This window comes from Nocardiopsis prasina DSM 43845, from assembly GCF_000341265.1.
Classification (GTDB): Bacteria; Actinomycetota; Actinomycetes; order Streptosporangiales; family Streptosporangiaceae; genus Nocardiopsis; species Nocardiopsis prasina.
On record NZ_ANAE01000081.1, the window covers coordinates 1 to 22,118 of the forward strand.

Below are 22,118 nucleotides of genomic sequence, written 5' to 3' on the forward strand. Positions count from 1 at the left end.
CCGCGACACGCGACCCGCTCACCACAGGCCCGGGGGCGCGCCTTCCTTCGCTGCCGCTTTTCCGTCCACCACCCCCACCACCACGACACGCGAAACGATGAACACCAGCCCTGGTCCCGCACTCTCCTTCGCTGCCGCTGTTGCGTCGGAAAGCGTGACCGGCCGCGACACGAATCCCGGTCAGCGCCGGCATGGAGAAACACAGCGCTGTGGCCGTAGGCTCACCCGTGACAGCAATAACGAAGGTGGATGTCGGTTTTGTCTGTTTCTCGACAAGTTGGAAAAACGAGCGCTTGCCACCGGTAAGTTCCCAGGTGAAAGAGTCTGCTCCCCGCGCACGCGGGGATGGACCTTATCGAGGGCATGACTGAAATCGGATTCGGATCTGCTCCCCGCGCACGCGGGGATGGACCCCGGCACACCGGTCTACGCGCGTACCGGTACACCCTGCTCCCCGCGCACGCGGGGATGGACCCGTGGCGGCGGCCCTCAGCCGGTTCATGCGGCCCTGCTCCCCGCGCCACGCGGGGTTCTCCTCTTACTGGGCGGCGGCTGCGCGGACTCGGCGACGGATGAAGACGGCCAGCACACAGGTGGAGAGGAAGGTGGCGACGGCCATCGGGGTGAAGGCCCACTGGTAGGAGGTCGGATCCTCCGGCAGGGCCTGGAGGATGGCTCCGGCCGCCACTGTGCAGATCACGGCGGTGGTGAAGCCGCTCATGTTGACCAGACCGGAGGCGACACCGGTCCGGCTGGCCGGAATGCCGTCGCGGGCGAAGTCGAAGGAGACCGTCGGTGCCATGGTCTGTCCGAGGGCGCTGACGGCCAGTACCGCCACACCCACGACCACGGGGGCTCCGCCGGGCCAGGCCACCAGGAGCAGCCAGCCCAGGGTCAGGACGCCGCTCAGAATGAGGGCGAAGTACACCCGCACCCCCGGCCAGCGGCCGACGAGGACACCCGCGACCGGGGCCAGCCAGAGAGCTCCACCGGCCAGGCCTGTGAGGGTGAGGGCCGCGGTGCCCTCGGACAGTCCCAGGCCTCCCACGAGGTAGGGGTAGCCCCACAGCACCATCATCATCGTGAACGGCGCCATGACGGCCGCGTGGTGGGCCATCCCGATCCGGGGGCCCTCCGCCTTCAGCGCCTCCTTGAGCGCGCCCCACAGGGAGATGGGGTCAGCGACCGTTGAGTGTCCGGCGGCCCCGACAGGGCGGTCCCGCACCACCAGGAGGACCATCAAGGCCATGAGAACCGTGAACCCGGTGGTGGCGAGGAAGGCCGCCTCCCAGCCGAAGCCGTCGAGCGCCCAGGCGAGGGGAGCCGCGCTGGCCACCTGGCCGGTACCGCCGACCACGCCGGTCAGGCCACTGACCAGTGCGTAGCGCGAGCGCGGGAACCAGAGTGCGGCGAGCCGGATGACGTTGAGGAACACGAGTGCGTCGCCGAGACCGATGAGGAAGCGTCCGGCCACGGCCAGTTCGATCCCCGGGGCCAGTGCGAAGAGGCAGGAGCCGAGGGCCATCGCGATCATGCCCATGCCCAGGGTGTAGCGGGGGCCGAGTCGGTCAGCGAGGAGTCCGGCGGGCACCTGGAGGAGGACGTACACGAAGAGCTGGAGCATCGGCAGGAGGGAGAGGAGCGCCGGGCCGACGTCGAATCTGCTCTGCGCCTCCAGGGCGGCCACACCCAGACCGTTGCGGTGCAGCATGGCGAGGAAGTAGGCGGCGACCGCCACTCCCCATACCAGCCAGGCCCGGGCGCCACCCACCGGCTCCTTGGAAACTCGTCCCGTTACGAATGCCCTGTCACCGGATGTGTGGGTCTGTGTCACTTCGCCGCTTCTCCTCTTGTTTGCACCGCCTTCCAGTGTCCTCCAGGCCGTTGAACGCTCACTACACGGGGGTGACCAGGCACGCAACACGGACGGGAACAGCCCTGACCGCTGGAGATGCCGAACCCGGCAAGGAACGGCAAAGACCCGGCAACGCACTCACAATCACCCTGAGTGACACCGAGTGCGCCAAGAGTTCCCAAAGTGGGTGAGACCCACGACAACCAGGACGGGACTACGGCCCCTTCGAGGCAAAATCACCACGGGCACATCTGTCCGAAAAACCCTATCTGAACTGCATGCTTCTGCTTTAAACAGGTCCATACTCAGTTGTTAACTGTGATGTGCATCACTCTGGGAAGCCTCGACTACGAGGGGTCAGTTACTGCTAGCATCCGGAGCGCGAAGAATAACTACGAGGTAACGACACCGTTCGGACCTCGCCAACTTCGCGGAGGGATGTCACCAACACCGGACAACGGCACGGTGAACGGAACTCACGCCGCGGCGACGTGGCCGCCATAAGCACACACGGTCAGCACACCCGCGGTATCCCGACACACACTGGAGACGACCTTGAGTCACTGGCGCCTGAACAATCCCCGGGCCTCCCGGGCGAAGTCGGCCCTCGCCAGACGAATCAAGCACAAGCCCCGCCACGCGTTCTGCGCCGAGCGCGCGATCATGGCGCTGCTGGGCGAGCTTGCCTCGGTCGCCTCCCGCCCGCTCTACTGGTCCGGCACCTCCGAGATGGCCGTCGCCTCCGTGATGCGCGACGTCAACGTCTGGTGTCGTGACGGCCGCTTCTTCTGGAACGACCTCTTCCAGGGCGGCACGATCTCGCACCCCGCGAGCGACCCCGCCGGTGCCGCCGCTCTCCTGAACCCGTTCGCACAGGTCCCGGAGCCCGCGCACTACTACACGCACCGCCAGCCGGTCGCCGCCTAGCAGCGCCCTCAGCAGCGCCCCTCGTCCTTCCACGCGCCTGACGACCGCGCTCTCTCCCGCGACCCGTCCCGACGACGGGAGCGTGCACACGTGTGCCCGCTCCGCTGTCCTGTCTTCGTCGCCCACACCGCTCCTAACGCGTCCCACTGCCACAGCGGTTCACCGTGCACCAGACCGGATCAGGACACACGCCTGGGTGGTTTGTCGTGAACCGGCTACATTGGCGAGGTACACCGACCCCCTCGGTCTCCCTCCGAACCTGCCGTAACACTGGCTCCAGCACGGCAGTCGCACGCAGTTAGGATCCCCGCCGCCGTGCAGCCCCTCGCCCCAGACGACCCGAACGCCATCGGCCCTCACAGGCTCCTCGCCCGTCTCGGCGCCGGTGGGATGGGCAGGGTGTACCTGGCCCGCACCCCCGACGGTCACCTGTGTGCCCTGAAGGTGGTCAAGGAGGACCTGGCCCACGACACCCAGTTCCGTGCCCGGTTCGCCCGCGAGGTGCGTACCGCGCAGCGCGTGCGCGGCCCCTTCACCCCGGCGGTGGTGGACGCCGACCCCGAGGCCCCCGCTCCGTGGATGGCCACCGAGTACGTTCCGGGCCCCACTCTCAAGGAGGCGGTCCGGGAGAACGGCCCCTTCCCGGAGGACTCACTGCGGGTCCTGGCCCTCGGTCTGGCCCGCGCGCTGTCCACCATCCACGCTGCGGGCCTCATGCACCGCGACCTCAAGCCCAGCAATATCCTGCTCTCGCCGCGCGGCCCGCAGGTGATCGACTTCGGCATCGCCCGCGCCGTCGAGGGCACCGTCCTCACCCGCACCGGGCAGACCTTCGGCACACCGTCCTACACCTCGCCGGAGCAGGTCACCGGGCAGAACGTGACCCCGCACGCGGATGTGTTCTCCATGGCGGGCGCGGTGCTGTTCGCGGCCAGCGGCAGGCCGCCGTTCGGTGAGGGCAGCCCGGTCAACACCCTCAACCGGGTCATGAGGGGAGAGCCCCACCTGGAGGCCGTACCCGAGGGACCGCTGCGGGACCTGCTCGCCCGCTGCTTCGCCAAGGACCCGGCCGAGCGCCCGGACGCCGACACCGTCCAACGGGAGATCTCCGCCCTCCCCCTGCCGTCCGCCGAACACGGATGGCTGCCCTCCCCGGTCAACCAGCAGATCACCGCCAGGGCGAGTGAGACCCAGCGGGCGGAGGAGGCCGAGCGCCCACCGTCACCCCCCGAGCGCGGGAGGAAGCGTCGCCGGACCGCCCTGGTCGTGGGAGCGGCCGCCGCGTCCCTGGTCCTGCTCGGGGGCGGTGCGCTGGCCCTGAACGCCCTCCCGACCTCCGACAACACCGCCGGTACCGGGCCCGAAGGCGAGGGGAACGGCGTGGGGCGGGAGGGTGAGGACGAGCCGGGCGATCCCCCCTTCGCGGGGTTCCTCTACAAGATCGACTTCTCCGAGGACGGCGAACGGATCCACGTCTTCGGTTCCAATACGCTGTCCACCTGGAACTGGCGGGACGGGGAGGCCGTGGACCGCTACGTCCCCACACCGACCGGCGCCATGATCACCCCGAACGGCTTCGCTGCGGGCTCCACCACCCACTACGTCGAGGTCTGGGACGGCGGCAGCGACAACCGGGTCGCCGTTCTCGGCAACGACCCGGAGGAGGAGCGCGGCCACTTCGACATGCCCGCGCTCACCTCCGACGGCAGCAGGGTGGCCACGCTCAGCTCCGCCGACGGCACGCTGGAGGGCGATCCGCACATCCAGGTGTGGGACGTCCAGACCAGCGAGGTCCTGAGTGATTTCCCCGTTGAGGGGCTGCTCTCGGACCTCTTCTACACTCCGGACGACTCCGCTCTGATCGGCGTGGTCACCAACCGGAGCTACACCACCAATATCGGGGTGTTCGTCTGGGACCCCGAGACCGGCGAGGAGCTCCAGCGCTTCGACGACGCCAGCTACTCGCAGGTCTCTTTGGCGAGTGACGGCCGGACCATGGCCATGGTCACCGACCACAACCGGGTCCGTATCGCGGACATCCCCACCGGAGAGGTCCGGGAGCTGGAGGTGCCCGAACTCAATCTCGACGTGCTGGTCGAGGCCCGAATGTCCGTCGACGGCTCCCTTGTCTACGGCGCCACGACGCAGTACAGCTCCGAACCGGGGTTCGTCTGGGACGCGCGCAGCGGCGACCTGGTCGACCGCCCCCTGACCCTCCAGACTCCCATCGGGATCCACCCCGACGGAGAGCACATCGCCGCCGCCACCTACCCCTACGACGACGAAAAAAGCGTCCTCATCCTGGACGCCGACTTCGACGTCGTCGCCGAGGTGAGCTGAGCCCCGGAAGGCACCATGCAGCAACCCGCCCCCAACGACCCCACCCGGGTCGGCCACTACCGTGTCGTCGCCGTGCTCGGTTCCGGCGGTATGGGACGTGTCTACCTCGGGCTGGACCCCTCGGGTTCGCCCGCGGCGGTGAAGGTCGTCCGGGCCGAGTACGCCTACGACCCCGGTTTCCGGGAGCGGTTCGCCCGCGAGCTCGAACTCGCCCGGCGCGTGCACGGCAACTACACACCCCGGGTCCTCGCCGCCGACACCTCGGGCCAGACCCCGTGGCTGGCCACCGAGTACGTCATGGGTCCCTCACTCCAGGGACTCATCCAGGACACCGGCCCCCTGCCCGAGCAGTCGGTCCGGTTCATGGGACGCGGCATCGCCCAGGCCCTCGAACGCCTGCATGCCACGGGTCTGGTCCACCGCGACCTCAAGCCCGGCAACGTCATGGTCTCCGCCGCCGGGCCCCAGGTGATCGACTTCGGCATCGCCCGTGCGCTGGAGGAGGCCCAGGGGACCGACGAGGAACGGATCGTCGGCACCCCCGGCTACATGGCCCCGGAGACGGCCGAGGGTCGGGACAGCGGTGCGCCCGCCGACGTCTTCGCGCTCGGCGGGGTACTGGTCCACGCCCTCACCGGCCGGGGCCCTTTCGGCGACGGCCACCCCTCGGCGGTGCTCTACCGGATCAGAAACTTGGAGCCCGAGCTCGACGGCGTCCCCGCCTCGCTGCGCGGGATCGTCACGGCCTGTCTGGAGAAGGACCCCACACGCAGGCCCAACGCGGCGCAGGTGCTCCAGGCCCTCGGCGGGCCCACCGCCCCGGCCGGTCCCGCCTCCGCCTGGCTGCCCCCGGCCGCCGCCGCGCGCCTCGAGGCCACCGCGCTCGAGTACGGGAACGCGGTCCGTTCGGCGGGAGTGGGCGACGGGAAAGGGACGTTCGGACGTGGCGTGCTGATCGTCGGCGCGGCCTCAGTGACCCTGACCATGGTCACGGGGTTGGGCGTGCTGGCGGCGGGGGACGCCGGGCTGATCGGTTCCGGGGCGGGCAGCGCGTCCAAAGAGGATTCGGGGGTCCCGGAGCGGGTAGTGTGCGCGCCCTCCGAGCACCTGGCCGCGGCGTACACCGAGGCCGCTGAGGAGGAGATGACCGCGCCCAACCCCGACGGGGGTATCTTCTTCACCGGGTTCTCCAACGACGGTGAGGTGCTCGCGGTCGCGGGGACCGGCGGCGTGGCCCTGTGGGACTGGCAGGCGCAGGAGGAGCTGGCCCTCATAGAGACCGAGATCGCTCCCATGCAGGGCCACCCGGAGTTCAGCCCCGACGACTGCATGCTCGCCTACGCCTCCGATGACGGCGCGTACGTCTACTCGTTGGAAAGCGGTGAGGTGACGATCCTCTCCGAGGGCTACGAGGTGGGCGCGGTCGCCTTCACCCCGGACAACGAGCAGTTGGTGGTCGGCAACAAGGACCACCAGGTGGAGTCCGGCGTGATGGTGTACGACCTGGACACCGGCGAGCTGGTCGCCACCTACTCCGACGGCGGCAGCACCGTGGTGTCGGTCGCCGTCTCACCGGACGGCGGGCACATCGCCGCGCAGGGCATCCTCGAACACACGAGGGTCTGGAACACCGAGACCGGCGAGAGCGTCGCCTCGGGTGAGGAGATCCCGACCACCAGCCCCTCGGCTCTAAGCTTCGTGGACGAGGAGACCCTGATTCATCCCGAGACGAACGGCGCTCACGCCCAGAACGTCGTGTCCGACTCTCAGGAGGGCACCTCCTTCGTCACGGAGAACCTGGACGATGACCTCACGCTGTACGACCTCAAGTACAGCGTGGCGGCCGACCGCGTGTACGCCACCTTCCTCCCGAGCGACTTCGACCCCACCGGAGGGATCATGAAGGTCTGGGAGTACTCCACCGGCGAGGAGCTGACAGCTGAGTCCGACGAGGGCTTCCTGTGGGAGATCAGCGTGCACCCTTCGGGGGACGTCATGGTCGGCCTCCCCGCCTCGGGCAACGGGATGTGGGTCGTGGACGCCCGGGAGATGCGCATCGTCGAACGCTTCTAGGCCCTCCCCTCCGCACCGAACCCCCGCTCCTAACCGGAAAGCCCCATGTTCCGTCTCCACCCCCACGATCCGCCCCTCGTCGGCCCCCACCGCCTGCACGCCCGCCTGGGCGAGGACGCGTACGCTCGTGTGTACCTGGGCTCCGCGCCCGCGGGGGGCCCGGTCGCGGTGAAGGTGGTCCGGCCGGAGTACGCCACCGACCCGGCCTTCCGCTCCTCGTTCTCCCATCAGGTGGAGGCCGCGCGGGGGGTGGGCGGCCCGCACGTGTGCGGTATCCGGGACGCGGACCTGAGTGGCGCGGTGCCCTGGGTAGCGATCGCCCGACCCCTTGGACCCAGCCTCGCCGAACTGGTGCGCGCGAACGGCCCGCTCCCCGTGGAGGCTCTGCACCCGCTCGCCCTGGCCCTCGCACAGGGGTTGGACGCCCTGCACTCCTCGAACCACACACACGGCTCCCTGTGGCCGGACAGCGTGCTGGTGTCGACCGACACCGCGCTGCTCGCCGATCCGGGCCTGGAGTGGGCGATCAGCGACACAGAACACCGCGCGCCCCACCCAGCCTTCGCCGCGCCCGAGGGAGGGGCCACCACGGCCACGGACGTCTTCTCCTGGGCGTCCATCCTGTGCTTCGCGGCCAGCGGAGTGGTGGGCCCGGACGGGTTGGCCTGCGTGCCCCTGCAACTGCGCGGACTGATCGACGCCTGCCTCAAGCGGGACCCCAGGCTGCGCCCCAGCGCCCACGACCTCGTACGGATGCTGGGCGGACCGGCCGAACCCACCCCGTGGTCGACCCGGGTGCGCGCGGCGATCGACTCGGTCGCCGACGCCCAGGGTGCGGTGGTGCGCGGTGGCGCGACCTCACCCGAGAACGCGTGCGCGGACGTCCCCTCCACAGGGAAGCGGGGTCGCCTGCTCGCAGTGGGCGCGGGTGTCCTGGCCTTGGTGGTGCTGGCCGGTACGGGGGCGACGTACGCACGCCACCGCGTCGGCGGCGGCCAGGAGGAGGGCGGGCCGGGCGCCGACACCGCGACCGGGGCGGGGCTGATCACCGACGCCGGGTGTCTGGACGGTTCCGGTTACCCGGCCCCGGACGGGCCCCTGCCCGAGGACACCAACTTCTGGGACTTCGCCTTCTCCGCCGACGGGGACGTGCTCGCCGCGACCTCCCCGGCCGGGCTCTCGGTCTGGGACTGGGACTCGGGCGAGCTGGTAGCAGTGCCGACCGAGAACGCCACCCCCCTCGTCAGCCCACAGTTCTCACCGGTCGGCTGTACCGTGTCCTCCGCCCAGCTCGTCGAGTACGAGGGCCGCGAGCACCCGGTGCGCGTCGGGGCCACCCACGACCTGGCCAGCGGGACCAGCACCGAGCATCTGGGGCCCCAGGAGGGACCGGACGAGAACGGACGTTGGCTGCTCAAGCCCCGCGACGTGGAGGCCGTGGCCTTCTCCCCGGAGGGCGGTCGTCTCGCGGTGACGCTGAGTTCGACCAATCAGGAGGACAGCACCGTGGTGATCGACACGGCCACCGGTGGGGCGGGCGCGTCCATGGCCCCCGGCCTGCACTACGACACCGTGTTCGTGGACGAGGACCACGTGGCCACCAACAGCAACGGCGAAATCAGCGTCTGGGACGCCGAGACGGGCGAGGAGGTCCACGTGGTCGTGGGGGGCTCCGACAACCGTCTCGCCGCGGTACCCGGGAGGACACAGGTCGGCTACCTCGACGACGACCGGGTCGTCATCACCGACTACACCACCGGGTCGGAGGTCGCCTCGTTCACCCGGGAGGAGTTCGAGACGGACGACGACCCCCTGCTCACCCGGCTCCAGGTCGACGCCGCGCACCGCCGGGTGTACGCGACCTGGCGGGTCACCACCGAACCTGGGGCCTGGCGGCTCCACACGAACGTGTGGGGCATGGACAGTGGTGAGGACCTCGCCGCAGAGGACGGGAACCTCGGGGCCTACCGGTCCGTCGTCCCGCACCCGGAGGGCACGGTCATCGCGGCCAACACCCTCGAATCCCGGCTGGTCCTGATCGACCCCGACACGTTCGAGGTGGTCAGGGAGCTGACGTGACCGGGTTCCTGGGCCAGGAGGAGGAAGGCCCACCAACCCGGGCAGACTGGTACCCCAACCCGTGCCCCAGGAGCTGACCCGTGCTTCCCCTGACCTCCACCGACCCCTCCCGCATCGGCCCCCACCAGGTGCTGTCCAGGCTCGGCGAGGGCGGCATGGGGGAGGTCTACCTCGCCCGTACTCCCGAGGGAGGGCTGGCCGCGGTCAAGGTGGTCAAGGAGGACCTGGCGAGGGACCAGGAGTTCCGCGCCCGGTTCGCCCGCGAGGTCCGCACCGCGCAACGGGTGCGGGGCCCGTTCACCCCGGCCGTACTCAGTGCCGACGCCGAAGCCACCGTGCCGTGGATGGCCACCGAGTACGTCCCCGGCCCCACCCTCAAGGAGGCCGTCCGGGAGAACGGGCCCTTCCCCGAACCCTCCCTCCGGGTCCTCGCACTGGGCCTGGCCAACGCCCTTCAGACGATCCACTCCGCCGGGCTCATGCACCGCGACCTCAAGCCGAGCAACGTCCTGCTCTCACCGCGCGGACCCCAGGTGATCGACTTCGGCATCGCCCGCGCCGTGGAGGGCACCGTCCTCACCCGGACCGGCCAGAGCTTCGGGACCCCGTCCTACACCTCCCCGGAGCAGATCACGGGCAAGGGGGTCGGGCCCTCCAGCGACGTGTTCTCTCTGGCCGGTGTGGTGGTCTTCGCCGCCAGCGGCCGACCACCCTTCGGTACCGGGAAGACGGCCGAACTCCTGTCCCGGGTCGTGGGCGGCGAACCCGACCTCGACGCCGTCCCGGAGCCCCTGCGACCGCTCCTCGCCCGCTGCTTCGCCAAGGCCCCGGACGGACGCCCCAGCGCCGACGAGCTCCTCCGGGTCCTCTCGCACGGTCCCCTGCCCTCCGCGGAACACGGCTGGCTCCCCGCCCGGGTCAACCACTCGCTCAACGCCCACCTGGCGCGGACCCACCAGGCGGCCGTCCCCGAGACCGCCCCCACCGGCCCGCCCGCGGACGGCCAGCCACCCGGCGGCCGTGCCCGCACCGCCCTCATCGCCGGGGCCGCGACTCTGGCCGTCGTCGTGGCGGCCGGGACCATTGGTCTCCTGACCGCCCGGTCCGACGACGACGTCGCGGGGGTACCGGACCCCGGGGAGGAGCCGGTGCCGTCCGATGTCCTCGGTTCCCGTCTCCTGGGGATCGGCTTCGCCCCCGACGGCGAAAGCCTCCACGTCTCCGGCCAGGACCACCTGGTCGAGATCGACTGGCGGACCGGCGAGGAACTCCGCCGTTTCGAGCAGCGCCCCAGCCACCTGACGGTCGGCGCCGACGGCACCGTCGTCGGCTCGTTCGCCGATGCCGTCCTGCTCTGGGATCCCGGTGAGGAGGAGCCGCGCTACCTGGAGGATCCCGGTCTCCTGGACTGGGGCCGGACGGTTTCCAGCCCCGACGGCACCCGCCTGGCGGTCGCGGTCAACGCCTCGAGCGACAGCGCGGCCGACGACGACGGGGACCAGCCCCTCGTCCAGGTGTGGAACCTGGAGTCCGAGGAGGTCGAGTTCGAGATCGAGACGGACTCCTACGCCCGTGACCTGCACTTCAACGCGGACGCCTCACAGCTTGTCGTCAGCGACTACTCGGGCACGGGGGTGTCGGCCGTGTGGGACCTGGCCTCGCGGGAGCCCGTCCTGGAGTTGCCCAACGAGGACTTCCCCGCCATGCCCAGCGACGACACGGGACACCACCTGAAGCACCTGGCCTTCCACCCCACGGACCCCTCCTTGCTCGCCATCACCACCAGCCCCGAGGACACCGCCCTCTACGACCTCGCCACCGGTGAGACCACACCCCTGGAGGTTCCCCCGACCAACGGCCACCCGCTGTTCGAGCTCCACTTCTCCCCGGACGGGACCCGGTTGGTCGCCAGCGGCGACGACGGCGCCGCGGTCAGGGGAGGCCGGGTGTGGGACACCGCCACCGGAGACCTGCTGACCGAGGACGGGGTGCCGCTCTACTCCCTGCTCGACTTCCACCCGGAGGGGACGGTCATCGCGACCATCACCCCGGCCTCCGAGCGGATGCGCCTCCTGATTGTGGACGCCGAGACCTTCGAGGTCCTGCACGAGTACCCGGAGTAGCACCGCCCCCGGCAGGAGCCGGAGTCACTGGACCGAAGCGAAGAGCTCCTCGGCGACAGGCAATCCTCGTTCCGCGAACACCTCAGGGGGTACCCCGCGATCCTTCGAGGTACCGGCGGTACAGGAGGTCAACACAGGAGCCGATCCGATTCCCAGAACTACAGGTACCCGACGCATGCCGGCCCCCGGCATCCGAGCACCGTTCATGTCTTCGTGCCGCGTTCGGTGCGTGCTTCGAACCCGGCGTGCCAGGTCCGAATCAGTTGGCTCCGGTCATCCCGGCCACGAACTCGAACAGGCCCATTCCCCAGGCGAACATCACGCACATCGCCATGATGACGAGGATCTCGGTCCAGTTGAGGACCCTCCTGAGCGAGGCCCTGGGGACGTCGTTCAGCTTCACCCAACTCAGGACGCTGAGGAGGATGCCCCCGAGGAGCACAGCCACCGGCAGCCAGGGGCCGAACACCGGATACTGCGTGACCACCGCGACCCCCGCCGCGCCCAGGCCGACGACTCCGGCCAGTCGCAGCGGCAGCACGTGCCGGATGCGGTCGAACAGGCGGGAGCGCATCACCAGCAGCACACCGAGGAGAGCGCACAGCGCCAGGTCCGGGATGCTCGAACCGAAGTAGGCGAGCAGAACCGTGACGGCGCCACCCGCGACGGCGGTGCCCATGACGATCCCCAGCAACAGGCGGTCGCTGTTGGTGAAGGTCTCCTCGAAGCGTTCCGTGGCCACCTGGCCCGACCGCCCGACCTCGTAGTCGAGCCCGGAGAGGCCGCCCATCACCATCGCCACACGCGGCAGGGCGCCCACACACAGGGTCAGGGCGATGCCCATCGCACGTACCCCCTGCGTCGGGTCCACGAAGATCCCGACCAGCACCAGCACACCGGCGGCGAGGACCACCACCGTGAGCCCCGCGATGTAGGAGAGTCCGGTCTCGTGCAGTGACCAGCCGATCAACGCCACGAGCAGCCCGCCGGACAGCGCGATCCCGGCCATGGTGAGGGGTGCCGCGTTGACCACGAGCTGCGCGGTGAGGACCGCCGTGGCGGCTCCCCACACGCAGGTCGTCGCGAAGAGGACGCTGGCGACGACCGGCAGCGGACGGCGAGCGGCCAGCAGCATCGTCCCGATGGTGAGGAGCGTGCCGAAGGCCGCCACCCCCAGATAGCCCGCCGAGGGGCGCAGCCACATCATGAGGAACAGCATCAACAGCGGGCCGATGCCGCCCACGAGCAGACCGAACGACAACGTGGTCGTCGAGTTCCAGATCCACGCGGTCTCGTCCACGCTGTCCTCGACGGCCCCGCGTACGTCGTCGACGTGCGCCGGGCGGCTCGGAGCCACCACGCGGTCGAGGAGCAGCACGTCCCCGTCGTACACACCCGCGCCCTCCAGCGGTTCGCCGGGGTGCACCGGGTTTCCGTCAACCGTGGTGAGGGACCAGGAGGCGGGATCGGAAGGCTCGTCCTCGGGCGCGCACACCTCGATGATGCGCGGCATGAGCGTGGCGACGGGCACGCTCCCCGGTAGTGCCAGATCGGCCCAGTTCTGGGGTCCGGTGATCGTGACCCTGCAGTATCCGCTCACCTGAGACCCTCTTTGTCAAAGTGTGTGCTTTTTTCCATGGCTAAGGGCTGTGCCAGACGCGAATTAGGTGATTCGCGTTGTTCACGAGATCATCTATAGCGTAGTCACCCAGAGACCTCACAGGTGGACGGAGAAGGGACCCCCGTGGCGACGAGACCTGTTCCCCGGCCCGCTCGCAACACCCCGCCGGCTCCCGGGAACTCTCCCCTGGTCATCGCGACTCCGCCACAGATGCCGGAGAACGCCCCGGCCGGCAGCTCGGGCGCGATGATCATCATGCCCATCATCACCGGTTCCGGCTCCCTCCTGATGTCCATCACCATGGGCCATCGCCCGTTGATGATGGTGGCGGGCGTGATGATCATGATCGCGAGCGTGATCGTCGGAATCATCATGTTCGTCGCCCAGCACAACGGCCCTCGTAAACGTATTCGGGAACAGCGGGAACGCTACGTCGACTACCTCGACCAGCTGCGCGAGATCGTACGGGACGTCGCCGCCACCCAGCGTTCCGACAACGCCTTCCGTCACCCGACACCCGACCTTCTCACGGAACCGGCGCGGTCCCGGGCACGGAGATGGGAACGCAGAGCGTCCGACCCCGACTTCCTCGACGTGCGCGTCGGGTCGGGGGTCCGCCCGCTCGCCCGGCGGCTCAAGCTGAAGGTGGACACCTCCTCGCCCCTGATCGTCTACGATCCCGTCTGCCAGGGCGCCGCTGACCAGCTCATCGAGCTCTACGGTGACGTTCCCGAGATGCCGCTGGTCGTGCCCCTCCACAAGTACGGCGTGATCTCGATCAACGGAGACCGTGCGGCCGGACGCGGACTCGTGCGGGCGATGATCGCCCAGATGTCGGTCTTCCATTCCCCGCACGACCTACGTATCGGAGTGGTCCGGGACCAGAAGCTCCGAGCGCAGTGGGAGTGGCTGAAGTGGCTGCCCCACAACACCTTCGACGACGCCATGGACGGGCCGATGCCCGCCCGGTTCGTCGCGCGGAACACCGTGCAGATCGCGGAACTGCTCTCGGACGAGATCGAGCGCCGCACCGTCGACCTGCAACGACGCCGCGGCAAGCCCCCGGGCCCGGGGACCCAACGACTCGTGGTCGTTCTGGACGGTGAGTACCAGTCCACCCTGTCCGGTCTCCACGCGGAACCACCCGTCACCAACCTGGCCGACCTCGGCATTCACGTCATCACCCTCGTGTCGGATCGACGCGAGGAGCCCGAAGCGGTGGAACTCCGCCTGCGAGTCGAGGCTGACGGCAACCTCCGCGAGGACACCGAGGGCACCAGGACCGCCGAGGACCCGACGCACGTTCCCCTGGAGGGCAGGGTCGACCGGTACGACATAGCCAGGCTGACGACCCTGGCCCGTGTGCTCGCCCCCTTTGGCATCGCGGTGACCGACGGCGACGACGCCATGCACGAGACGGTCGGGCTTCCCGAGATCCTCGGAGTGTCCGACGTCGCCGAACTGGACACCCGCCGGACCTGGCGCAAGAGGAGCACCGGAGACTACCTGCGTGTACCCATCGGTGTGGGCCCTGGAGGGAACACGGTCCTGCTGGACCTGAAGGAGTCGGCGTTCGGAGGCATGGGGCCGCACGGTCTGGTCGTCGGTGCCACGGGCTCCGGAAAGTCGGAGATGCTACGCACCATGGTGGCGTCCCTGGTCATCAACCACTCACCGGAGAACCTGGCCCTGCTGCTGGTGGACTTCAAGGGTGGCGCGACCTTCGCCGACACCGATCGCCTACCGCACAGCGCCGGGCTGATCACCAACCTCGCCGACGACGACGGCCTGGTGGTCCGGTTCCGGGAGGCCACCTTCGGTGAGCTGCTGCGCCGCCAGCAGATCCTCAAGAACGCGGGCAACCTGCCCAACCTGCACGCCTACGAGGCGGCTCGGGAGAGCAACCCCGCACTGGAGCCGCTGCCGCACCTGCTCATCATCATCGACGAGTTCTCCGAGCTGCTCACCGCACACCCGGACTTCGCGGAGCTGTTCGTGGCGATCGGCCGCATCGGCCGGTCCATCGGCGTGCACCTGCTGCTCGCCACCCAGCGCCTGGAGTCGGGCAAGATCAAGGGCCTGGAGTCCCACCTGTCCTACCGGGTCGGGCTTCGGACCTTCTCCGAGGCGGAGAGCCGTGAGGCGATCGGTGTCGGAGACGCCTACCACCTCCCGCCGGAACCGGGCTCGGGTTACCTGAAGGTCGACACGTCCGTCTTCGAACGGTTCAAGGCCGCCATGGTCTCCCAGCCCTACGAGCCGCCGGTCAAGGAGGAGAAGACCGAGCACGACCCGGTCCTGCCGTTGCTCTCCTACAACGGGCTGAACAAGGTGACCGGGTCCGGGTCTCTGGTCGAGTCCCTGGTGGACTCCATCAAGGCCAAGTCGGAGGACAAGCCCAAGCAGGAGAAACGGACCACCCTCCAGGTGACCGTCGACCGGCTGGTGGCCTCGGGGGCCGACCCGGTCCGCCCCGTCTGGCTGCCTCCGATGCCGGAGATGCTGACCTTCGACAGCGTTCTGACCGACCTCGGCGAGGGGGACGACCTCGAGGGTGCGGGCACCGAACCCGACCCCGCCGAGGCCAAGGCGGTCTTCGGTCTGACCGATATCCCGCGTGAACAGCGCGTGGTCCCCGCGGAACTCGACTTCACCGGCGGCGAGGGCAACATCGTCGTGCTGGGCGGACCGCAGTCGGGCAAGTCCACCATGCTGCGGACGATCATCACGAGCCTGGCGTGGCGCTACCCTCCCGGTCGCGTGGCCGTCTACGCGATCGATTTCGGCGGCGGGGCGCTCCAGGCGATGGACGAACTCCCCCACGTGGCGGGTGTGGCGGGCAGGTCCGACCCGGAGAGGGTGCAGCGCATCCTCACGGACGTCTCCGGGCACCTGGACCGTCGGCAGCGCGTCTTCCGCAAACACAAGCTCGACTCCCCGGCCGCGCTGCGCCAGGCCCGCGCCGAGGGCAAGGTGCCCTCCAATGTCGTGGGCGACCTGTTCCTGATGATTGACGGGTGGTCGGCGGTCCGCGATTCCTTCGACGCGGCCGACGACTTCCTGATGGACATCGCGACGCGAGGCCCCTCACTGGGCGTGCACACGATCCTGACGGGCGCGGCGTCGTCCCAGGTCCGGTCACGGTTGCAGGCGCTCTTCGGTGGACGGTTCGAGCTGCGCCTCAGCGACCCCATGGACTCGGGGATCGGGCGCAAGATCGCGGAGGACATCCCGAAGGACTCCCCGGGCCGTGGTCTCACCTCTGAGGAGTACCACGCCCAGGTGGCCCTGCCCCGTGTGGACGGGGTCCCGGGCGACGAGGACCTGACCGACGGCATCCAGGACCTCATCAAGCGAGTCAGGGAACGCTGGCCGCAGGACGCGGTCCAGGGTGTGCGGACGCTGCCCGCCCGCGTGGAGCTGGAGGACCTGCTCAAGGGCCGCAAGACGGGCCGCACCAGGTCCCGTGAGCTCGTGCTCGGCATGGCCGAGAGCTCGTTGGCCCCGGCCGTCACGAACCTGGACCGGGACCCGCACCTGGTGGTCTTCGGGGACCCACAGACCGGCAAGTCGACGCTCATCCGTGGACTGGTCAAGCAGATCGTGAAGCGCCCGGCGAAGGAACTGGGCATCGTGATGGTCGACTTCCGCCGGTCCCACCTGGAGCTGGTGCCGGAGGATCACCTGCTCGCCTACTGCACGACGGCGGAGCAGACCAAGGCCGTCGCGGACAACCTCGCCGGTTCGCTCCAGCAGCGCCTGCCGGGTCCGGACGTGACCCCCAAGCAGCTGCGGGAACGCAGCTGGTGGAAGGGGCTCGACCTGTACGTGATCGTGGACGACATGGACATGCTCGCCTCCCGCAGCAACCCGCTGGCGTCCCTGGCGAAGTTCATCCCCCAGGGCGCGGACCTGGGCCTGCACATCATCGCCGCCCGCCGTACCGGCGGTACCGCGCGGGCCATGTTCGAGCCGGTGCTCCAGTCGCTGAGCGACATGGCCACCCCGGGTGTGCTGTTCTCCGGTGACCGCATGGAGGGGCGCCTGGCCAACGGCGCGGCCTCCAAGCAGCTGCCGCAGGGCCGGGCGCAACTGGCCCTGCGCGGCAAGCGCCCCGACCTGGTCCAGGTCGGCTGGAGCGAACCCCCCGCGTAACCGGTCGGGGCGGTGCCGTGGAAGGACGGTCCACTGCGCCGCCCCGATCGCCGCAGGCGCCGCGGGCGCCGCAGGTCCCATCCTCCTTGTGACCGTCCCCGTGTCGTGGCCCCACCCGGAGTCCCCCGATATCGAACGTGTCACCACGGGAACTCGGAATCCAGACTCCTGGCACGCTGGACCAGACCTCTGAACTCGAGTACCTCTTGGCGGACCCCCGGACTACGGGCGACCGACCTGCTCCATACCCAGGGCCATGCGCTGGCCTCGGTCCCCGGTGGAGTCGCGGCGATCCAACATCCCGATGGCACCCGGCGCTGGAGCTACCAGGTTCCTGGCACCGAGCCGGATGTGGGTGTCACACCCCAGTGCGACGCGGTGGTGCCCGCCCGGAGGGGACGGGAACCCTGCAGGGGGTCGTCCTGGACATCGACACCGGCGAGCAGCTAGACGGCGACTTCCTGTCTCGTGACACCTCCGTCGCCGTGGGCCTGGGATACGCAAACACCTGTGTCCTTGTCGGGGGAACCGTCCAGGGGCAGGGTCGGGAGAGCGGCTAGTCTGGGAGGTCGATCCGCGCTCCTGGTACGCCGACGCCGAGTCTCCGGTCAGTGATTTCAGCCCGGCCGCAGACGGCGACAACACACACCTGTCGATCGTCTGCGACGGCACCGACGAAGCCCACCTGGCCGCGCTCTCCGGCGACAGCGGCGAGTGGGAGCTGGAGTTCACCGCCACCAACGAGACCGCACCGAACTGCTGCTGATCGGCAACGAGCTGGGTCGACGCATCGACCACGACCTGGTCGTTCGCGCCGTCAACGGAGACTTCGGAACGTGGACGTCCGTCACGGCGGCTCTGCGCTCCCCCACGGCTGGAGTCGCCCGCCTTGGAGGAGTACGTCTGCAGCCCCTCCGAGGACCCGTCCCGTGGAGGTGTTCGTGATGGGCTCCAGAAACATCGTGAATTCCCACGTCCTGTACCAGACCGTTCGACCCCTGCTCGATCGATGTGTCCCCGGGTGGCCTGAGCAACGACCTCTTCCTGTCCGACCAGGGGAGGAACGGCTCCTCACCCCGCACGACGGATTGACGTGCTACTCCGACCTCGCACCCATCAATCTGCGTGAGGCCCTGGAGAGCCTCGAGGAGTGATCACCGAGCCATTTCACCGGAACCCGAACCGCCTCGGTGGGAAGTCTCGGCACCGATCATCACACTGGAGGGCTCAGACTCCACCATCACCACAGTCGACGAAATCATCCATACTCTCGTAGTACTCCTCCGGTGAATCAAAGGCGCCGTTGACACGGTTGACGTAATCGATGACGGGCTCACCAGCCCTGTAGGAATCACCGCACCATGTGATGTCATTGCGACGCATCAGAAGCATGAGCGATCCGTCCACCTGCCCCGACCGGCGAATGGCACTGTCGTCCCAGTGTCCGGGGTCGGCCTCCACCTCGTAGACCCCCTCCGCCCGGACGACGATCCCCGCTGTGATGAGGGACTCCTGGTCGTCTTCAGACAGACGCTCAAATACATCGACAGGATCCTCTTCCAGGAACATCCGTTCTAGTACGCGAACCCGAGCATGTCGACCGATCCACTCACTATCGAGCCGAGGATCGGCCTCGACTTCCGGATCCGGAGTTTTTTCAGTCGAACATCCAGAAACAAGAACGAGAACAACTAGGACCAGCAATGAGAACAATCTTGCGAACGATATCAAAATATGCCCCACCGAAACTCTGCCACCAATGACACCCAAAATCAACTCCCCTTGGCCCCCGATGCATCAAAGGCATCCTCCACCAGTCCCTGCCTTTCCTCGAAGGCTCGCTTGTACTCGCCCACCACAGTACTCGAACTATATTCCTCACCGTCCCCGAAATTAAAGGGAATGTTCTCGTTCAGAATATCTCTCAAGCTGTCATCCATTTGATTCAGGGGGTCATTATTCCGATAGTCCTCGTTCCATTTTTCCTTGTCCGTCTGCACCACGACAGTCACATCCGAATCGAAAGCAAAATCTTCACTAGAAACCTCTTCCGCACTAAGCCTTTCTCCATCTCTCTCAACAGAGATGGCACCCCCATCGACTAGCCCGCCAAAAGCGGCAGACCGGTGAACCTCGTTTAGGTTCTCAATATTTTGATTGCTTGTCATGTAATCGAGCACGCCAAGTTGAATATTTCGCTCGAGGTCCTCGCTATTGGTGTAGGAAGGTAGACGGGGAGATACATTGACATCCCCATCGATCAACGAACTAACCAGGGAATCTGAAGTTAGCCCCAAGCCCTTCGAAAGTGCCGTTCCGATAACCGGAATCTTCTGCGTTTGGTCGCCCGTCTCAGAGAGCGCAAAGGTGAGCACCTTCTGGTGAAGATCGATCCTCTCCTTGATGTCATCGTAACGGTCATCAGACTCCATAGTCAGAGACTGATTCAGGATGCCCTGAAGGGTTCCCGCCTCTCGCGCGGAGGTTGCACCGCCCGACTCTCCTTCCATGTAAGAGATCAGCTCGATTTGCTGATACAGATCGACAGATTCAAGTACATGCGCCGCAGTCTCATCGTTTCCAACAAGATACTGCATGAAATTAGCTCGCTCCTGAGAGCCAAGTTCGACGAAATCTCTCTCTGGATCGTATTCTCCAACGCCAGTAGTTGGATTTCCATTTTCGTCGATAACATCACCGGAACTGAAACTGAATATGTGCGCATCGAAAATATCCGCGAAACTGTTCGCTAGATCGATGTTGTACTGAGAGAAGGAGGCATTGGTGTAATTGTTGCCATCTTCCTCCAGACTCGTTCCCGTCCTCGTTAGAGCTTTATGCATGTCGGGATCGGTAATCGTCTCCATGAAACCTGGGAACGCTTCCTGGGCACGACTCCGATCATCTGGGTCCTCACTGTGCAAGTCTTCGGCCAGCCAGTCGGTCATCTGACGAACAGTTTCACCCTCATCATGCCACTCGTAGGTGAACAATCCTTCGATCGCAGTCGTTCGGAAGTCTTCCCGATAGTCGATATCAGATTCCTTCGCTTCACCCACATGCTCACCCGTGAGCACAAAGGAATTCGCGTCCTTGTTACGTGAAGCGACATCGGTCAGTGCCGCCAACTCCTCTGAGGACACCCAGTGATCAGACTCATTACCCCAGTGATCCGTGAAAGTCCCCAGAGATAGGGCGAGGTTGGTCGAGAGCCCGTATCCACCCTCGAAGTCATTCGAAGTATGGGCGAAGAGTTCTGACAAGTCAGACATTGTCAGTGCATCGACTTCTTGGCTTGCCAATGGGTCACCAGACCCGCCATCTCCATAACCGAAGGGGATGTCTATCGCATTGCGAACACTTTCAGGAACGTTGTCATATCCACCTCCTAGGCGCTGATCGGACAGAGCCAGGATTCCTTCACCAATTGCGCCAAGCGCATGCTCTCTCTCTTCCTCACTCATATCACCGTCTTCCATAATATTCGGCAGACCGATGACTCCACGACCTCCCGGGCCTTCTTCCTCCAATGCCCCATAAAAGGCTTCGAGAAAGTCCATCTCCTCGTCCCGATATCCGGTTCCGCCCTGTTGCGCTTGCAGTGCATTGGTGGTGATCATACTGAGCAATAGCATGAGTTCATGATAGTTTTCATCGATGGCTTTTTCGCCCGACCAGTATTCCCCAAGGTCCTCCGCCAGCTCTTCTGCATTCTCCTCCGTAAGCTCCCGACCATCGACCATCATGGTATAGTTGCTCGGATCGATGTTATAAAAGGCCCAGGAATTGATCCCCGAATCGATCAGGGCTTGAATGTTCTCCTTCGTGGGGCCTTGCCCCAACATTTTCGCCACATCTCCAGCATTGTCTTCGAATTCTTGATAGTTGGCTCGTTCGCGCTCCTCGAGCTCCCCGTGCTTCGTCGTGAGTTCTCCGTAGATCGAACGACATTTATTTTCCGGACCTACCAGCCCAAACCCCTTTTGTTCAGGATAGGATGCAGTGATGGTCTCACCCTGGTATTCGTCCGGAATCTCCGCCTTTTTCGCCTCCCTGAAATCAAACCACTCTGACGTCTGGGATTCGCGTTCGGCCTTGAAGTCCTCCACATACTGCGCCCATAGCTCCAGCATGGAAGAGGCGTAAGCGATTGCGGAGCCCGCGTTCTGCCAAACTTGAAGTTCCTCTCTGGTCTGTGATCCGATACCCCAGGCCATGAGTTCCGTGAACTCCGTGGCCGTGTCATAGAACGTTGATCCCAGGTCGTCGGCTCGCCCCAGGAGCCGCGCCTGCAAAGCGTCTAGTTCTTCCGTTCTTGTTCTAATCGTATCCGGGTTTGCGTTTGTGATTCGAGCCTGAAAATGGATATCGAATTTCGCCATGAAAACTCTCTACAGCCAAGGGGTGATTATGGATTCAGTGATCAAACAATTTGATCCTCAGAAATTGACCTGCAGATCAACACCAAGATCCCAAGGGGTTTTAAAGTCATTAGAGGACTCCCAGTCGTTTTCCGCGATCTCCCTGGCGCCAGCTTGGATGTTTTCAGCCAGCTGCAGCCCGTGCTCTTGGGCGTCAATGATGACCTGACGGTACTCATCCCTGTACGTCGCTAGCGCTGACGAGACCTCGTCTCTCTGCGCGACGGTCTCCGCGTCTTCCATAATGAGATCGAACATGTCGGCCAGTCCTGCCATTGACTCGGCCAGAGCACCCGCCAACTCCCCACCCTGATACCCCTCAATGGGATTTCCTCCAGCCTCGTTGGGCATACTAATCACCTTTCTATTCGCACTTAAGAATAGGAGAATTTACGAGCGCCACAGACGTGTCGTTAGCACTACGGGGAGTAGGATCACTATGTCCATCAACGCCCTGAGGCGATCGGTCGGGTTGCTGGTCAAGCCATTTTCAAGTGGCCACATTCGGTCACGAGTGACTCGGC

11 protein-coding genes are annotated in these 22,118 nt (G+C 66.7%); 6 read left to right on the top strand and 5 right to left on the bottom strand.

Features of this window, described 5'->3' with window-relative positions; translation table 11 throughout:
* Positions 1–538 precede the first annotated feature (538 nt).
* Entirely contained in the window at positions 539–1,834 is a 1,296-nt protein-coding gene (locus D452_RS0104295; RefSeq protein WP_040693094.1) for an MFS transporter, read from the bottom strand.
* 576 nt (positions 1,835–2,410) lie between these two features.
* On the opposite strand from D452_RS0104295, the gene D452_RS0104300 reads away from it, so the two are divergent.
* From D452_RS0104300 to D452_RS0104320, 5 genes are all read left to right on the top strand, one after another.
* The gene (locus D452_RS0104300) at positions 2,411–2,782 is read left to right on the top strand and encodes a hypothetical protein (RefSeq protein WP_026128963.1); all 372 of its coding nucleotides are present in this window, start codon (positions 2,411–2,413) and stop codon (positions 2,780–2,782) included.
* A gap of 315 nt (positions 2,783–3,097) precedes the next feature.
* A complete protein-coding gene (locus D452_RS0104305; protein WP_026128964.1) occupies positions 3,098–5,122 on the top strand; it encodes a WD40 repeat domain-containing serine/threonine protein kinase in 2,025 nt (674 codons plus the stop codon).
* 15 nt (positions 5,123–5,137) lie between these two features.
* Complete coding sequence (locus D452_RS0104310; protein ID WP_017542922.1) at positions 5,138–7,195, top strand: serine/threonine-protein kinase; 2,058 nt, start codon at positions 5,138–5,140, stop codon at positions 7,193–7,195.
* A 45-nt stretch (positions 7,196–7,240) separates the two neighbouring features.
* The gene (locus tag D452_RS0104315; protein ID WP_017542923.1) at positions 7,241–9,274 is read left to right on the top strand and encodes a protein kinase family protein; all 2,034 of its coding nucleotides are present in this window, start codon (positions 7,241–7,243) and stop codon (positions 9,272–9,274) included.
* Between the two features lie 80 nt (positions 9,275–9,354).
* A complete protein-coding gene (locus tag D452_RS0104320) occupies positions 9,355–11,397 on the top strand; it encodes a WD40 repeat domain-containing serine/threonine protein kinase (protein ID WP_026128965.1) in 2,043 nt (680 codons plus the stop codon).
* Between the two features lie 259 nt (positions 11,398–11,656).
* Here the strand turns inward: D452_RS0104320 and eccD are convergent, their stop codons facing one another.
* On the bottom strand, positions 11,657–12,997 hold the full coding sequence (gene eccD / locus D452_RS0104325) for a type VII secretion integral membrane protein EccD (RefSeq protein ID WP_017542924.1): 1,341 nt from the start codon (positions 12,995–12,997) through the stop codon (positions 11,657–11,659).
* A gap of 213 nt (positions 12,998–13,210) precedes the next feature.
* On the opposite strand from eccD, the gene eccCa reads away from it, so the two are divergent.
* Complete coding sequence (gene eccCa, locus D452_RS0104330) at positions 13,211–17,173, top strand: type VII secretion protein EccCa (RefSeq protein WP_394297082.1); 3,963 nt, start codon at positions 13,211–13,213, stop codon at positions 17,171–17,173.
* 1,227 nt (positions 17,174–18,400) lie between these two features.
* Here eccCa and D452_RS29195 read toward each other — a convergent pair.
* The 3 genes from D452_RS29195 to D452_RS0104350 all read right to left on the bottom strand — a co-directional run bounded on the left by D452_RS29195 (position 18,401) and on the right by D452_RS0104350 (position 21,945).
* Positions 18,401–18,742 (bottom strand): hypothetical protein, encoded by a 342-nt coding sequence (locus D452_RS29195; protein WP_017542927.1) that lies wholly within the window; start codon positions 18,740–18,742, stop codon positions 18,401–18,403.
* Between the two features lie 203 nt (positions 18,743–18,945).
* Entirely contained in the window at positions 18,946–21,555 is a 2,610-nt protein-coding gene (locus D452_RS30185) for a TPR repeat region-containing protein (RefSeq protein WP_152498521.1), read from the bottom strand.
* 57 nt (positions 21,556–21,612) lie between these two features.
* Positions 21,613–21,945 (bottom strand): hypothetical protein, encoded by a 333-nt coding sequence (locus D452_RS0104350; protein WP_026128967.1) that lies wholly within the window; start codon positions 21,943–21,945, stop codon positions 21,613–21,615.
* Positions 21,946–22,118: the final 173 nt, after the last annotated feature.

What these genes read in the sequence shown, in the direction of transcription:
- D452_RS0104350 (WP_026128967.1), bottom strand. Translation starts at nt 21,945, where the DNA reads ATGCCCAACGAGGCTGGAGGAAATCCCATTGAGGGGTATCAGGGTGGG.
- D452_RS29195 (WP_017542927.1), bottom strand. Translation starts at nt 18,742, where the DNA reads ATGTTCCTGGAAGAGGATCCTGTCGATGTATTTGAGCGTCTGTCTGAA.
- D452_RS0104310 (WP_017542922.1), top strand. Translation starts at nt 5,138, where the DNA reads ATGCAGCAACCCGCCCCCAACGACCCCACCCGGGTCGGCCACTACCGT.
- D452_RS0104315 (WP_017542923.1), top strand. Translation starts at nt 7,241, where the DNA reads ATGTTCCGTCTCCACCCCCACGATCCGCCCCTCGTCGGCCCCCACCGC.
- D452_RS30185 (WP_152498521.1), bottom strand. Translation starts at nt 21,555, where the DNA reads ATGGCGAAATTCGATATCCATTTTCAGGCTCGAATCACAAACGCAAAC.